This is a genomic window from Moorena sp. SIO3B2, assembly GCF_010692525.1.
Classification (GTDB): Bacteria; Cyanobacteriota; Cyanobacteriia; order Cyanobacteriales; family Coleofasciculaceae; genus Moorena; species Moorena producens.
The window spans coordinates 1-14,428 of sequence record NZ_JAAHHE010000165.1; the positions used below are offsets into that span (position 1 = coordinate 1).

12 protein-coding genes and 3 pseudogenes are annotated in these 14,428 nt (G+C 43.7%); 2 read left to right on the forward strand and 13 right to left on the reverse strand.

Annotation, left to right across the window (positions count from 1 at the left end):
- Positions 1-386 precede the first annotated feature (386 nt).
- Positions 387-1,172 (forward strand): Sir2 family NAD-dependent protein deacetylase, encoded by a 786-nt coding sequence (locus F6K38_RS25380; RefSeq protein ID WP_287248147.1) that lies wholly within the window; start codon positions 387-389, stop codon positions 1,170-1,172.
- A gap of 180 nt (positions 1,173-1,352) precedes the next feature.
- Here F6K38_RS25380 and F6K38_RS25385 read toward each other — a convergent pair whose 3' ends face one another.
- The 7 genes and pseudogenes from F6K38_RS25385 to F6K38_RS25410 all read right to left on the reverse strand — a co-directional run bounded on the left by F6K38_RS25385 (position 1,353) and on the right by F6K38_RS25410 (position 7,467).
- Positions 1,353-2,102: a class I SAM-dependent methyltransferase gene (locus F6K38_RS25385; RefSeq protein WP_287357863.1), complete on the reverse strand. Its 750-nt coding sequence runs from the start codon at positions 2,100-2,102 to the stop codon at positions 1,353-1,355.
- 167 nt (positions 2,103-2,269) lie between these two features.
- Positions 2,270-3,001, reverse strand: coding sequence for a formyltransferase family protein (locus F6K38_RS44385; RefSeq protein ID WP_502709599.1), 732 nt, complete (start codon positions 2,999-3,001; stop codon positions 2,270-2,272).
- A 51-nt stretch (positions 3,002-3,052) separates the two neighbouring features.
- Positions 3,053-3,427, reverse strand: a pseudogene (locus F6K38_RS44390) (ectoine synthase); the annotation flags it as partial.
- Positions 3,428-3,432: 5 nt separating this feature from the next.
- Complete coding sequence (gene ectB, locus F6K38_RS25395) at positions 3,433-4,686, reverse strand: diaminobutyrate--2-oxoglutarate transaminase (protein WP_287357866.1); 1,254 nt, start codon at positions 4,684-4,686, stop codon at positions 3,433-3,435.
- Between the two features lie 249 nt (positions 4,687-4,935).
- Positions 4,936-6,001 (reverse strand): annotated as a pseudogene (locus F6K38_RS25400) (IS4 family transposase).
- Between the two features lie 94 nt (positions 6,002-6,095).
- Positions 6,096-6,240: pseudogene (locus F6K38_RS25405) on the reverse strand (ISNCY-like element ISAtsp9 family transposase); the annotation flags it as partial.
- 381 nt (positions 6,241-6,621) lie between these two features.
- The gene (locus tag F6K38_RS25410; RefSeq protein ID WP_287357869.1) at positions 6,622-7,467 is read right to left on the reverse strand and encodes a formylglycine-generating enzyme family protein; all 846 of its coding nucleotides are present in this window, start codon (positions 7,465-7,467) and stop codon (positions 6,622-6,624) included.
- A 1-nt stretch (position 7,468) separates the two neighbouring features.
- Here F6K38_RS25410 and F6K38_RS25415 point away from each other — a divergent pair, with 1 nt between their 5' ends.
- Positions 7,469-7,729 carry a hypothetical protein gene (locus tag F6K38_RS25415; RefSeq protein ID WP_287357871.1) on the forward strand — a complete coding sequence of 87 codons (261 nt, stop codon included), beginning with the start codon at positions 7,469-7,471 and terminating at the stop codon, positions 7,727-7,729.
- Between the two features lie 44 nt (positions 7,730-7,773).
- Here F6K38_RS25415 and F6K38_RS25420 read toward each other — a convergent pair whose 3' ends face one another.
- The 6 genes from F6K38_RS25420 to F6K38_RS25445 all read right to left on the reverse strand — a co-directional run bounded on the left by F6K38_RS25420 (position 7,774) and on the right by F6K38_RS25445 (position 14,426).
- Positions 7,774-8,115, reverse strand: coding sequence for a XisI protein (locus F6K38_RS25420; RefSeq protein ID WP_287357874.1), 342 nt, complete (start codon positions 8,113-8,115; stop codon positions 7,774-7,776).
- A gap of 132 nt (positions 8,116-8,247) precedes the next feature.
- Entirely contained in the window at positions 8,248-8,409 is a 162-nt protein-coding gene (locus F6K38_RS25425) for an element excision factor XisH family protein (RefSeq protein WP_287357877.1), read from the reverse strand.
- A gap of 345 nt (positions 8,410-8,754) precedes the next feature.
- Entirely contained in the window at positions 8,755-10,434 is a 1,680-nt protein-coding gene (locus F6K38_RS25430) for an arylsulfatase (RefSeq protein ID WP_287357880.1), read from the reverse strand.
- A gap of 183 nt (positions 10,435-10,617) precedes the next feature.
- Positions 10,618-12,540: an arylsulfatase gene (locus F6K38_RS25435; protein WP_287357883.1), complete on the reverse strand. Its 1,923-nt coding sequence runs from the start codon at positions 12,538-12,540 to the stop codon at positions 10,618-10,620.
- A 223-nt stretch (positions 12,541-12,763) separates the two neighbouring features.
- On the reverse strand, positions 12,764-13,000 hold the full coding sequence (locus tag F6K38_RS25440; RefSeq protein ID WP_287264646.1) for a hypothetical protein: 237 nt from the start codon (positions 12,998-13,000) through the stop codon (positions 12,764-12,766).
- A 688-nt stretch (positions 13,001-13,688) separates the two neighbouring features.
- On the reverse strand, positions 13,689-14,426 hold the full coding sequence (locus F6K38_RS25445; protein WP_502709598.1) for a helix-turn-helix domain-containing protein: 738 nt from the start codon (positions 14,424-14,426) through the stop codon (positions 13,689-13,691).
- Positions 14,427-14,428 lie beyond the last annotated feature (2 nt).

Here is a 14,428-nt window from a genome sequence, read left to right on the forward strand (position 1 = left end):
AAATTGGGAGGCTGTTGGCAAAATCCAGTCCACTAAGACTAGTAATGGGAAGTGCCTGAAAGATATATATATCAATGCTTTCAGTAGTGTTTGCACTTCGTGACACCGTCTCTAGCATTAAGCCGAATAGCTAATTTAAGATTTACTTGATAAATCAGCTTTCAGGCAGACGACTCATGAATACAGTGCTTCAACTCGTTTTTCCATATAGATTACAGGCTACTCAGCACGTCATTGAGTTCTCTTTAGATTTTCTTGACAAATTAGCTCTAAATATGCCATAATGCACTGCTATGGTTAGTCTAAACTCCAGTTATTTAGTTTATTTCCAGAAATGTTCTAAAATTACAAGGCTGTTTTTTCTAAAAATATCAATAATATGACGAATGGATAAGGTTATTAGTGCTGTCGCTGATTGTATTCTCCAGGCAGATTCTATTCTTTTCATAGCTGGAGCGGGTTTATCTGCAGACTCTGGGCTACCTACATATCGTGGTGTTGGTGCACTTTTTGAAGGTGTTCTCACTCAAGAAGGTATACCAATCGAAGAAGCAATGAGTAACAATATGTTACAAACTCGTCCTGAAGTAGCTTGGAAATATCTGTGGCAAATTGGAGAAGCTTGTTATAAAGCAAAATTCAATCGTGCTCATCAGGTAATTGCACAAATTGAGGCTTGGAAACCCAATACATGGGTATGGACTCTGAATGTAGACGGATTCGAGCGCGCTGCTGGTAGTAAAAACTTGATTGAAATACATGGACGACTCTCGGAACTATATTGTGTAGATTGTTCTTACAAGACAACTGCAGAAGAACTCCTCGCTGGATATAGTAGACCCATGGAGTTACCACCCATATGTCCAGCTTGTGGAGGATTAATTCGTCCTGATATGGAGTTATTTGGTGAAGATCATATGAGTTCGTCAGAAGAAACTTTCAAGATAGTAGATAATATTTCCTTTGATCTGATTTTTTTGATCGGTATCTCCAGAGACTACCCATACATTACTAAACCTTTGTATAGAGCTAACAGGTTAAACTTACCCATAGTAGAAATTAATCCTGCTGAGACTGTACTTTCAGAAATAGCTGATTACCAGATCAGATCTACTGCTGCTGATACATTAGATAAATTGTGGAGTATATGCCAAGAGCGACGGGGAAGCTAACTCTTGGCAGGGGTGGGAGGAAATATTGCTTTGCTTGTCAAATGCTTCTATACCGTTTGAGCGACTTTTGCCTACTCTTTTTGCAGAATGGCACACGATCCGGACATTCTCGCTCCTCTCAAATTTAGTCATGGCAAGAACATAGGGGCGAATGGCCATTCACCCCTACTGACTTCAGATCTACTCAGGTTTAGTTGCTGCTATAAAAACCATGCGATCGTTAAATTTCAACACTGACTTATCCTGATATTTTTCTTCGATTTCCTTTAAACCTGCTGCCAATTCAGTATCATTAAATTCAGAAAGCATAGACATATAACGATTTTCTACCATTTCAAAATACTGATTTTTTGGCAATTCTAAAGGGTACTCAATCATATCCATATCAACAACAAAACCTACTTGCTCAAGTAAATTAATCATTTCTTGATAGCGAGGTTGGTTTTTTTCAAACAACTCTAGTGCTTTCGTAAATAAAGGATGATCGATATTAGGTGGCCACAACAATAATAGAAAAATTCCCCCAGGAGTTAATCTTTGATATAAATTCTGGAATAGTATAAATTTTTCCTCTATATGATGGATAGCTTCTTTTAAGAAAATTTTGTTATAAATCCCTGGGTTTTTAGAGAATTTTACTCCATCCATTTCTATGGAATTTAATCGACTATTTGCCGGAATTTTTTCTAGCATTTCAGCAGAAGTATCAACGCAAATAATCGGTTGCTGTAATTGAACTTGATGGAGAATTTCTTGGCTATAAATTCCTGTTCCACAACCAATATCTACCAAACTATCTGTGGGAGTTAGGTGTAGATGTTTGATGATTTTTTTAGTTGTGAATTTAATATATTCAGGAGAGTAGGACCAGAGATTATCGAAAATCTTGGCGATATTTTTGTAATGATTTTCGGAATGGTTATACATCATAATTAATATTTGTGCTCAAATTTTTGACAAACTTTTGATATTATAAACAATTTAATCCCTGTTGTAAAATTGCTAATATTTGGGTTAAAATACCTGCAAGTAAAGCCTCTCGATCTAACCATAAACCAGATAAATATTCACTATAAATAATACTTTTATACTATTCCTTAAACTTCTTCAAAACGGTACTCGCCGCTCTCCAACTTTTGAATTGCAGCGGACTTAATTTCAGGCGGGCATAAACGAAACACTTTCTTACCGGGATTCTCAAAGTTCCCTTGCGCTAAACTTTGCACCCCACCAGCTTTAAGAAAACAGAGCGCTTCCAGCAACAGTTCTCCGCACAGTCGGTTGATAGCAGCCAGTAGTTGTGGGTAAGTGGCTCTTGGCTGTAGATATAGCCTCTGTCTTGCAATTATCGGCCCGCTATCGACCCCTTCGTCGATGAAATGTACGGTAACGCCTTGGGGGAGATCGTGAACGATCGACCAAAGATAGGGATTATTCCCCCTAACAGTCGGCAAATATCCAGGATGCACATTGACAATACCCAGATCGGGAATGCGTAGGATATTCTTGTTGCGGATAATCCGGGTATCCCCCAGCACAATCAGATCTGGGCACAACGCTGTCAGTAGTTCTTCAGATTGTGCGTCGTTATGATTGGCAGTCTCGACACAGCGAACATTGCGTCCAGCGAGAATCTCTGGCAGGGATCGAGGCAATGGGGTTTCCGCTGCAATCTTTTGCAATTGCTTCTCAAGTTCCTGCCTACCTGCCGTAGCCAAATCGGAACACTCCTCAATCACGAGCGCAGGTTCCAATCCAGCCTGGATCAGGCGATCCAGCATGTAATTTCCTCTGGGGTGTCCCTTAAGATTTAGGTAAGCAAAGGTCATGCGATCTTTTTTGCGGTTTACTATGAATTGTCGCGCATCCGGATCGGCCTGGTAGGAGCCGTTCGGGAGATGCACTTCTGGACTACTAAGGGGAGGATTAAACACGCATATGATCCGCATATCCTTGCTGGCCCTGAGGTAATGCTCGTCATGTAGATTCAGAGCATACAGAGTACCGGGGGTGAGTTTATAAATATTTCCACTCTCAATAACTTTTATTTCACCTTCACCTTCCACACAATACAACGCCTCCACATGATTTTTAGACCAGATAGGTGTTTCTGTCTTGGCAAATATAATGGTGTCATGAAGAGAGAATCCCATTTGATCCTCTTTCAAGAGTAACTGCCGACTCACCCAGTTTTTATTCTCAGCAAATACCTCATGTTTGGTTCCGATAATCTCTTGCAAATGACGTAATATCATGCTTGCTACTCTTGTGATTCAAACGATTGCTTAACTGATTTTTCAATAATATCGAGACCTTCAAGGAGCAACTCATCTTCAATGGTTAAAGGCGGAAGCAATTTTAGAACCTCATTGTACGGTCCGGCAGTCTCAATAATCAACCCCTGTTTAAATGCGTTTCTGGATACTTTGCGGCCAAAACCCTCTTCAGGAATTTTCAAGCCCTGGATTAATCCCTTCCCTCGAACTTCCATGTTCATCTCTTTGTATTGGTTGGCTATATTTTGCAGCCTATCTTGTACAATCTGGCTTTTTCTGATTACCGCATCTTTTAAACCGTCATCTTTCCAATAATTCAACAAGGATATCGATGCAACAAAAGCCAGGTTGTTACCCCGAAACGTTCCTGTATGCTCTCCCGGTTTCCACTGGTCATGTTCCGGCTTGATGAGCACCAAAGACATGGGAAGTCCACCACCGATCGATTTTGCCATCACTACAATATCTGGGCTGATTCCAGCATCTTCAAAACTGAAAAATGAGCCGCTTCTGCCGTTACCCACTTGGATATCATCTATGATCAGCAGAATGTCAAAGTCTATGCAGATCTGTTGAATCTCTTCCAGCCAATCCCTGCTGGCAACATTAACTCCACCCTCGGCCTGTATTGCTTCCAGGATGATGGCTGCAGGTATATCAATGCCACTGCTTGGATCCTCAAGCATTCTTCTTAAGAAAGAGGCTGTATTATGCTCAGGACCAAAATAGCTGTCATAGGGCATGAAGCTCACGTAGGCATCCTGTAAAGAGAAATTATTCCGATAGTATGAGTTGCTTGTAACACTAAGTGCGCCCTGAGTAAGGCCGTGGAATCCGTTGGTAAATGCGATAATGCCGCGCCGTTTTTTTACGGTTCGACTGAGTTTTAGAGCAGCCTCGATTGCGTTCGTCCCTGTGGGACCAGTGAACTGCACTCTGTATTCAAGATTCCGAGGAGTCAGAATTAAATCTGAAAATTGTTCGAGAAACTCTTTTTTAGCGCGGGTCTCTTTGTCCAAGCTCAGAAGGATGCCATCCTCTTGCAAGTAAGCAATTAAGGCCGCACTTACTTCCGGGGGATTATGTCCGTAGTTTAGGCTCCCAGCGCCTGCAAAAAAATCAATGTATCTTTTGCCTTCTTCACTGTAAAGCAAAGCATTCTTCGCCTTTTCAAAGACTGCGGGGAACGATCTGCTGTAAATGCGTACATTGGATTCGAGTTTTTCAAAAATACTCATACTATGACTAAGTATATATCATTTTCATTAAACGCCTGTAGTGAATTGGTTTCATAGTTCAAGCCACCATACAAGATAAACTTGATCGAGCTGATTACGAATTATAGCCCATAAATTGTAAGGTGCTGTGAGGAAAAAGCCAGATCTTTGCGAATCCCAACACCGAAAAAAATAGACCCAAAAAGATTAATAATGCTCCAGCAATATGGTTCAAAACAACCAAATATATTGGGTTTAATAGTTTTTTCACTAAGTACAGGACAAAAATCGAAGAGAGTAACGAAACTCACCATCAAACTGAGCTAAATTAAGAAACAGACGGCGAAGGTAATCAAACCCATGGCGAAAAAGACTCTTAGCTTTACGTCCATGGTTTTTGATGACAATCGGTTGGAATTGACATAGCCATTGACCAGTGCGAAAAGCCCAACACAAAGCAATAGTGAGCAAAGCAAACAAGCGACTCAAACGCTCAGGATCTTGTAAATGGGTATCTTCGAGGTTGAAACCACGACTCTTAAAAATGCCAAACAAAGTTTCGATACCCCAGCGGTGAGCGTAATCATTGAGTAGATTCGGAGGGCTTTTTGGAGGAGCTACCACCACCACTAAAGAATTATCTTCGAGACGAAGAGCCTCCACATCCACCCAATGACCCCACAAAAGGCGAGTGCTCAAGAGTCTTTGAGATTGACCAATCTGAAGATGGGCAAACACCACACGAGCTGGGAAGGTAGTGTGACCATCTCCCAAGCGTACGCTATGACGAATACGAACCCTGAAGGGCATCATGGGTTGTGAAAGCCAATAATCTAGCCACTGTTGTCCCACAAATTCTCGGTCAGCAGCAACATAAGCAATTTGGTGTTCACAAAACAGTTCAATAAACTCCTCACACAAGTCTATACGTTCAGCGGTGTGGGAGTTTCCTTTCTTGTCAAGCATCCACCACAACATGGGAAAGGCTACTCCGCGCCGGAACAATACCCAAGGTGAAAATATTGAAGGTTTGGTGACCAAATTGCCACTGGGTGCGGTAAGGGCTTAAAACCCAAGGCTCAGGGATTGCCATTATTGAGACGACTAGTTGAGCTAGACCATAGTAGTCTAGCTCAAAGTCTCGGAAGAATCTTTGTAGCCGTTTGTAGTTCGATGCTGTTTTTGCTGTACCCATAAACCCGGTGGCTAGTTCCGCAAAGTTTACAGTTTTGACCCGAAAAAGAGCAATCAGAAACAAAGCCAGGAAACTGAGTCGCGCTCCATGCCATTTCAGATCAGGTTTTAATGTTTGCACCAGCAAGTTAACCTGGTTCATAGGGGTTTCGTCGAAAATTGTGATTATTTCCATGAAACCCTTTTCCTCTCTATCTTTTCAAGTTTTTGTCCTGTACTTAGGTTTTTTCATCCTGGCGCTGGTAAGCTAGGAATGATGGAGTTTGGGTGAAGAACACACCAAAGGCACGCTTGGGCGGCATCTTCCATTGTATAGCGAGTGTTTTTGCCCGTTCGCAAGTCTGGCAGAGATTTCAGACAGGAGCGAAAATAACTGACTATTGTGTCAAACAACCCTGGTGGTTTTGCTCGCTTCAACTCTCAGTAGTAATCTAAAAGTGATCTAGATATTAATACACTATCCGCATTCCCACAATTGGCTGAGGGGGTGACATGCAAGCTGAAATCCTTACTGGGTAATACCTTCAGCCGATATGTTACAAAAAGATACATGGTGTTTTGGACTGACCTTGGACGTAGTTATGAGGGTTTGAGCTTCCAGAACATCAAAGTAGGGTCAATTTGTGAGTTTATCTTTGCTAAGATAACTGGCCTCAAAGCCTTATCTAATAAGCTTTTCAGGGCTCATGTCACCCCCTCAGCACAATTGGAACACCTATTTCCCAAAATGAGAATTGCTGTCCTAGTCATCTCAACTGGAAATTATATAATTAAACGAAATCCAATGTGAGTTGTTCCTGTATCCGGTGATTGAGACTCCCGAGCAGCAGGACGATAGCGACTACAATAATTAGGAGCACATAGGTAAGACCCGCCTTTAATGACATGTTTAGCAACACCCGGTTCTCTGGGGTCGAAGCTTTCTTTTTGATTAGGTCCTGTAGGATTAAAGCTGTGGGCTTTGCCATTGTGACCGATGCTATACCAATCTGAGGTCCACTCCCAGACATTACCAGTTATGTCATACAAACCATAACCATTTGGTTCAAAGGAACCTACAGGTGCAGTGCCGGTGTGACCATCAGCTTTGGTGTTGAAAAAGGGGAAGAATCCCTGCCAGGTATTAGCCTTCTTGGCTGAGTATTGCTCACCCCAGCTGTAGGTAGCATCATCCAGTCCACCATGAGCAGCATATTCCCATTGGGCTTCTGTGGGTATTGACTTACCTGCCCACTTAGCATAGGCTTTAACGTCTTCATAGGCAACATGAACCACAGGATATTTCTTTTTACCTTTAATGTTGCTCTTTGGACCAAAGGGATGTCGCCAGTCAGCCCCAGGAGTCCACTTCCACCAGCTCAGGTAACCGACTGGTCTAACACCATTGTCCGGCATCTGAAAGACTAGGGAACCAGGTGCCCGTTGGTCTTCTGGTAAGTCGGGAAACTGTTCCGAGGAGAGGGGACGCTCTGCTACTGTAATATAACCAGTTTCTTTGACAAATTTGGCAAATTCTGAATTAGTGACTTCGTATTTATCGATGCAGAAGCTCTCAACCGTGACATCTTCCGCAGATCGCTCGGAAGGGTAGTAAACGTCGGAACCCATCTTGAAAGTGCCCCCAGGGATGAAGGTCATACCTTCAGGGCAGCTATTTACCCTGGGAGATGCCTTGACTGGTGTGGCAGTGCCAAAGACTAGGCATACTGTCAGGAAACTGAGGAAAAGTTTGAAGAGAAGTGATTTTAACCAAGGAGTCTTCATTGTTGATCCAGAAAAGCGATTAGTACCTAAGCATATGCCCTACGCGCACGCTACGGGAACAGCGGTCAGCGATCAGTTCAGCTATCAGCCGTTGGCCAAAGGCTAATGGCACCTCAAGTAGCGTGCCCATAGCCCATAAGCTGAATATCACTAAGCCACTCCATAGCCTGTGTAAGGACGTTTATAACTGGGATGTAAACCGAGAATAATATCGTCTTTTGGTATACCCATTTCCACCAAATCTTGTGCCAAATCAGCTTCTGTCATATTTCGCTGAATCCAAATTCTACCATCTTTGATATCTAAATGTATGAAACAGTTATAAACTCGTTTGAGTCCATCCCAGCCGATATCTAGAAGTTGATAATGGTCATGTTCTGTGTCAAAAATAACTTGACCCTCAATCTCTGAATCTGAATTCTTGGCTTCTAACCTGGCATGATTAGTTAATAGTTGGCGAATTATTAATCGGTACTTTTCTAATTTTTCCATTCGGTTATTATCTCCTCAACAGGATTATATAGCGTTTCTAGGACTCATGAGGTACACATTATTTTTTACCTCTTCCCTCTTCCCTCTTCCCTCTTCCCTCTTCCCTGCTCCCTGCTCCCTGCTCCCTGCTCCCTAAAAACCAGAAATTTGTACCTCACAAGTCGTAGAATTGCTATATATTAGCAATTTTACTTGATAAACCTTTACTGCTTCTTGGGAAAATTTTTCTTGGAAGAATGATTCAAAGGTATCAACAGTAACTCCCAGATAAAGTATTCTATCTGATTCGCTCATTTGTAATGCTAACAAATTAGAGAAAGTTGACGTATTAAATGGGAAAACCAGGAATAATTCATGGTAATTAGGGTTTGGGAGAATAAGTCGTAATTTTCTGGTTTGAATAGGTGGTAGGTGGTAGGTAAGGTTTTAGGTGTTAGGTTTTACGGAATTTCCCAGGTCGGTACAAGGTTTTTGAGCCGATTAGATAGCATTTCCTTGCACTTGGGAAACCAAAAATGATTGAGACCGTTGTCTGGCATGGCTTACACACTCATGCAGCAAGCCCTAATTATGTTAAGAAAAAGGGGAAAGAATGAACTTCCCCTTATTATAAATTGAGACAAATCGGTAACAATTGAATTAATTGTTCGATGCAGGATGTTCCAGCTCCTCCATTAGATCGCTCACCATCTTATCGATACCAAAAGAGCCAGGTAATTGCCGAGGTGGATAGGCTTTAAAGGTCTCGAGGAATTGGCCTAAATATCCAATTGCTGGACCGATCAAGAAGCTTCGGCGAATTAGCCAGTCATCGTAGTAGCTTGACTCATAGGTTGCTTTCTCAAATGGATCGCGACGTAAGTTAATGATCCGAGGACCCCTTAAATTTACGTAGGGGTCAAACCAAACATCAAACCCTTCACCCTGCATTTCACTAAACACCAGTTTCCAGTCTTCAAACCGGAGTGCGGATGGAAAACCGCCGTCGGTCAGATAGAAGAACTCTTCACGAGGAGTTGCTACCTCTGAGTCTGGGCCTCCTAGAGAAGTTAGATAAGGCAAGAAGTTATAGCCGTCAATGTGAACATTGTAAGTTGTATCGCCAGCAGTATAGCCAGTAAGAAGCTGCTCTTTGATATCGTCCACACCAACTGCAGCCATCAGCGTTGGCAACATATCTTGATGAGAGATAATATCGTGGGAAACTACACCACTGGGAATATGACCAGGCCACTTGATCATTGCAGGAACTCGGAAACCTCCTTCCCAAGTGGAGTTCTTTTCACTGCGGAAAGGAATGGTAGCACCATCAGGCCAAGAAAATACCTCAGCACCGTTGTCAGTAGTATAGATAACAATAGTGTTGTCAGCAATTCCGAGTTCGTCTAGCTTATTGAGAAGTTGACCAACATGACCATCGTGTTCCACCAAACCGTCAGCGTAGACACCTTGTCCGGTAACGCCTTTCACTTCGTCCTTCAGGTGGGTGAAAATGTGGTTGCGGGTGCTGTTAAACCAGACAAAGAATGGATCTGTATTTCCGTTTGCGTCTGGCTGAACAACCTCATCTAGATATGCAAGGGTACGGTCAAGAACCTCCTCATCTATGGTTTCCATCCGCTTTTGAGTCAGAGGACCAGTATCACAAACCCTTTGACCAAGACTCTCTTCGTCTGTGACATCCTCTGCTCCAGCTGGACATTGTTTAGTATTGTCTGGGTAGCTGTGAAGGACACCCCGTGGACGAAACAGGTCAAAAAGAGGATATTTACCTAACTCTGGATAGTCTTCGTTCTCTGGTTCCTCCTCCGCATTAAGGTGATAGAGGTTCCCAAAGAACTCATCGAAACCATGAGCAGTGGGTAGAAACATATCTAAGTCACCCAAATGATTTTTACCGAATTGAGCAGTTTTGTAGCCCAATGGCTTCAGTAGTTCTGCCAAGGTTGGGTCTTCTAGCTGTAATCCTTCTTTCGCACCAGGTAATCCAATCTTGGTTAAACCTGTGCGTGCAGGACTCTGACCTGTAATAAAGGCAGCACGACCAGCAGTACAACTCTGTTCACCGTAGAAGTCAGTGAAAAGTATGCCATCATCGGCAATACTGTCAATATTGGGTGTTTCGTAACCCATCATGCCTAGGTTATAGGCACTAATGTTAAACCAGCCGATATCATCGCCCATGATCACAATGATATTGGGTTTGGTCGTGGTTTCGTTGGCAAAAGCTGGGGCTGTTGGGAGCCAAGGTAGCATTCCTGAGAGGAAAAGCATCATAGACATTACGATCGCAATGCCTGATTTCATGATTCGTTGCATAAATTAAGAAACTCCTTTGTGAATAGAGTTCAACGTGATTATTAGAGGGTGGAGCAGAAACGACAAGCTATGATTAGCCAACTATGGAAAAGCTGTGGCAGGGCGATCGTCTCTTCTCCCAAAATTTCAGTTTTTAGGTGCAGGGTTGGGCACTGCTCACCCCAACCCTTTCATGGGGTCACTTTAGTCGTCAAGTCTCATCTTCTCAAGATCGTCTAACAGATCTTGCAATTGCCCATCAATGGTAAAGGAAGCCGGAAACTGACGAGGAGGATAGTCCCGAAACGTGTTCAGGAACTTATCAACGTAAGCTTGGCTTGGTGGAATGATGAACGCATGATTGGTCTTCCAAATGTCATAGTATGATGATTCTTCTGGCGCACGCTCAAAAGGATCGCGACGCAGGTTAATGATCAGAGGAATCCTCAATTTAATAAAAGGCTCAGACCAGACTTTGGCACCTTTTTCCCGTTGCTCGGCAAAGATCAGTTTCCAATCGTCGTAGCGCAAAGCTGAGGGATAAGCATCGTCCGTGAGATAAAACATCTCGTGACGGGGTGCTTCTACAGAGAGTTCACAGAGTGCTTCTACACGGGGTTCTTGATCACAGAGTTCTTCTACTGGCAACTTAGTAATTTTTAGGTTTCGTAGAAGTAATTTAAGGCGGTTGATATTGTCAAGGTAATCCAGGCGAGGTAAGAAGTTGTACCCATCTAGGTGCAACGGGTGGAAATCCCGATCGTTGGCTTCATAAACCACGGGGAGTTCAGTCCCATCGCAGGTAACCTCCGTTGGAGGATCTTCTTCAAGACAAGGGTTGAGCAATTCAGTCTTAATATCTTGAAGGTCTTCAATTCCAGTTGCCGAAGCTAGAGTTGGTAACCAATCCAACATGGAAATGATATCGTTGGACACGACACCACCTTTCCAACGGGCAGGCCAGCGCACCAAAAAGGGAACCCGGAAACCACCTTCCCAGTTAGTGTTCTTTTCCCCATGGAATGGAATAGTCCCACCATCAGGCCACTTATAGAATTGCGCTCCATTATCTGCGGTGTAGATAACAATCGTGTTGTCTGCAACACCCAACTCATCAAGTTCGTCGAGCAGCTCGCCCACCATATTATCGTTTTCTACCATACCATCAGCAAAGAGCCCTTGACCGGTGACGCCTTGGGATTCTTCCTTTAGGTGGGTATATACATGCATCCGACTGGGGTTCAACCAGACGAAGAAGGGCTTCTTATTATTGACTGCCTTTTCCATAAAGGCTTCGGCTACACCTTGAAACTCCTCATCCACCGTAGGCATCCGATCAGTATCCAGGGGTCCTGTGTTGCAAATCACTTGGTGACCCACAGGGCCTTCAAAGTCAGGATCATCTTCATCTAGTTCATCTACTTTATAAGAAAGTGATGCATCATCAATACAGAAATGCTCTGGGACTAGAGAATCATGAAGTTCTTTCGCTTCTGCCACTGTCTGAGGTGCTCCTTCCACCCTCGTATCATAAGAATGGAGAACGCCCTTGGGACCATACTTTTTAACGTAGTCACCGTCTATTCCGCCGGGATAATCAGGGTTTTCTGGCTCTTCCTCAGAGTTGAGGTGATAGAGGTTGCCATAGAACTCTTCAAAGCCATGATTGGTAGGAAGAAACTCATCGCGATCGCCAAGGTGGTTTTTACCAAATTGGCCTGTGGCATAGCCTTGTTCTTTCAAGATTTCGGCCAGGGTAATATCTTCGGTACTCAGTCCCAAATCAGACCCTGGGAGACCTACTTTGGTCAAACCAGTACGTCCAGGGCTTTGACCCGTGATGAATGCTGCCCGTCCAGCGGTACAGCTATTCTCTGCATAGGCATCGGTAAAGCGGATGCCCTCTTCAGCAATGCGATCAATATTTGGGGTACGGTAGCCCATCATACCGTCGTTGTAGGCACTCAGGTTAAACCAACCCACGTCATCTGCCATGATGACGATAATATTGGGCGTAGTGGTCTCCTCAGCAAAGGCAGGAGCAGTCGGGAGCCAGGGCAGCAGTCCCGACAGAAACAACATCAGGGAAATCACCAGAGCGATTCCTGATTTCAGAATTCGTCGCATAAATCAGAAACTCCTTGATCGATAGAGGTTAATAGAACTCAGGCCGCATCCCAAAGCGGGATTTGGGCAGCCTTGGCTGAATTGGACACGCAAGAGTTCATCAATTGATCCCTTGTCATTGGTTTCATTTGAGTCCTCACTGGGGGAGCAGTGAAGCTATTTTTTCCTGGCTTTCTAGGCTGAGATCTTGCACCATTGTCATTAATCTTCGGGTGGGCAGTGCCTACCAACGCGCTTTGCAAGCTTCATTATCTGTCTGGTGCACTGCCCACCCTACATGAACCAAGACAATGCCCTTTTCAAAGGCACTAATATTTGTCCAACCAATGTCATCTCCCATAATTACCAAGATGTTGGGCTTGCCTTGTGTGTCGGCAAGTGCTATTCCCTGGTTAGTTCCTGGCAGGAAACTGACTAGGGTGAAGGTCATCCCTAGTACGATCGCGATTGGGACATTCACTAATCGTTTCCCAATCTGGGCTAGAGCGATTAGCTCTCAAATATTTCATGACACCTCCTGTTTGTATGGGAGTTTAAACGTTAGTGTTGCAAGTTTTCTGCACCGGTCCCATGTCACTTATGCAGAGCATTTGTACTAAAGCTATAGCCCCCTGATGGGTCTTAGCTTGCTGTGATAGTACATAGTTCATATGTTCTGCAACTTTGACTGTGCAACTTTGACTTGCTCCCTATTCAAGGCTAAACATAAACGCCTGCCCTGAAAACTCAAAAATTCCAACTTTACTAACCATAAGACTCAAATAGTATTTGAGGGTATAATCATTAGTTTTATCTATGATTCGTTTTGTTAAGCCTCGTTATCAATCGTCTCAAAACCAGGTATAGTTGCATTTTAAAATTCTCCACAAAATTCCCCCACCGCCGTGTAGCAGGTGGGGGAATTTTGCGGGTCTAGTTTGTGCTACAATAAGCTAGGATAGAATTGATAGTCTTTGGCTAAGAGTTAAGTTAAGATCGTGAGCCAGTAACAGGTGATCTTCAACTTCACTGGCTTAACCCATAGCAATTTGAATAAAACGGGTTAGTTCGGCTTTTCCCACACGTGAGCTGACTGCTGACTGCTGTTCGCGTAGCGTGCTCGTAGCGCATATGCTTACGTTGTGATTTCCCTTAATTCTTCCTTAATATTATTGTGTAACTGGTGCTTTCATGTGCAAGGTTGTTGAAGGCAATTCCCCAAACATGAGTCTGTAATCTCTAGCAAAATGGCCTGGATTCCAAAACCCAAATTGGTTAGCTAGGGTTTGTACGCTACAACTGTCGGGATCACGTGCCTGAAGGCACCTGCGCACCGCATTGAGCCGTCGCACCTTGAGATAACGCATGGGACTCATGCCAAATAATTCCTGAAACCCATAGGACAACGCTGAACTGCTAGACCCCAATCGTTTGGCTAGCTCCTTGAGGGTCAGGGGTTTTTCCAACTGAGCCACCATTTCAAGCTCGGCTTGGGCAATCAACTTTCTCCGCCGAGACGGTTTGAGGGTAGGGGTGGAACTGCCTTGAATGGGAATGGCTTGAATCAGCAACGGAACGATATCATTTGCAACCAGCTGTTGAACATGGGGCTGGTTCAACCAGTCAGGTTTATGTTGCACCAACCAAAATAGTTCCCGCAGATACTCCTTGATCTCTCCCATGGGATCGGGTAATATACTGACATGATTCATGGCGAGAAAGCGATCGTCCAAATCATAGCGCTGCAAGTCATTTGCACAAGCTTCAAAGATTCCCACCGGGATGAATATCCCTAATGTCATTGCCACTTGAGGAGTCACGAAGCCCGTTCCCCGTTGCATATCAAAACCATACAAATCAGTTTGGGGACAAAGGGGCTGACCGTGGGCATAACAATTGCCTCCAATGG

What these genes read in the sequence shown, in the direction of transcription:
- F6K38_RS25410 (WP_287357869.1), bottom strand. Translation starts at nt 7,467, where the DNA reads ATGGGTTCCGACGTTTACTACCCTTCCGAGCGATCTGCGGAAGATGTC.
- ectB (WP_287357866.1), bottom strand. Translation starts at nt 4,686, where the DNA reads ATGAGTATTTTTGAAAAACTCGAATCCAATGTACGCATTTACAGCAGA.
- F6K38_RS25380 (WP_287248147.1), top strand. Translation starts at nt 387, where the DNA reads ATGGATAAGGTTATTAGTGCTGTCGCTGATTGTATTCTCCAGGCAGAT.
- F6K38_RS25385 (WP_287357863.1), bottom strand. Translation starts at nt 2,102, where the DNA reads ATGATGTATAACCATTCCGAAAATCATTACAAAAATATCGCCAAGATT.
- F6K38_RS44385 (WP_502709599.1), bottom strand. Translation starts at nt 3,001, where the DNA reads ATGACCTTTGCTTACCTAAATCTTAAGGGACACCCCAGAGGAAATTAC.
- F6K38_RS25420 (WP_287357874.1), bottom strand. Translation starts at nt 8,115, where the DNA reads ATGGAAAAATTAGAAAAGTACCGATTAATAATTCGCCAACTATTAACT.
- F6K38_RS25435 (WP_287357883.1), bottom strand. Translation starts at nt 12,540, where the DNA reads ATGCGACGAATTCTGAAATCAGGAATCGCTCTGGTGATTTCCCTGATG.
- F6K38_RS25430 (WP_287357880.1), bottom strand. Translation starts at nt 10,434, where the DNA reads ATGCAACGAATCATGAAATCAGGCATTGCGATCGTAATGTCTATGATG.
- F6K38_RS25425 (WP_287357877.1), bottom strand. Translation starts at nt 8,409, where the DNA reads ATGAGCGAATCAGATAGAATACTTTATCTGGGAGTTACTGTTGATACC.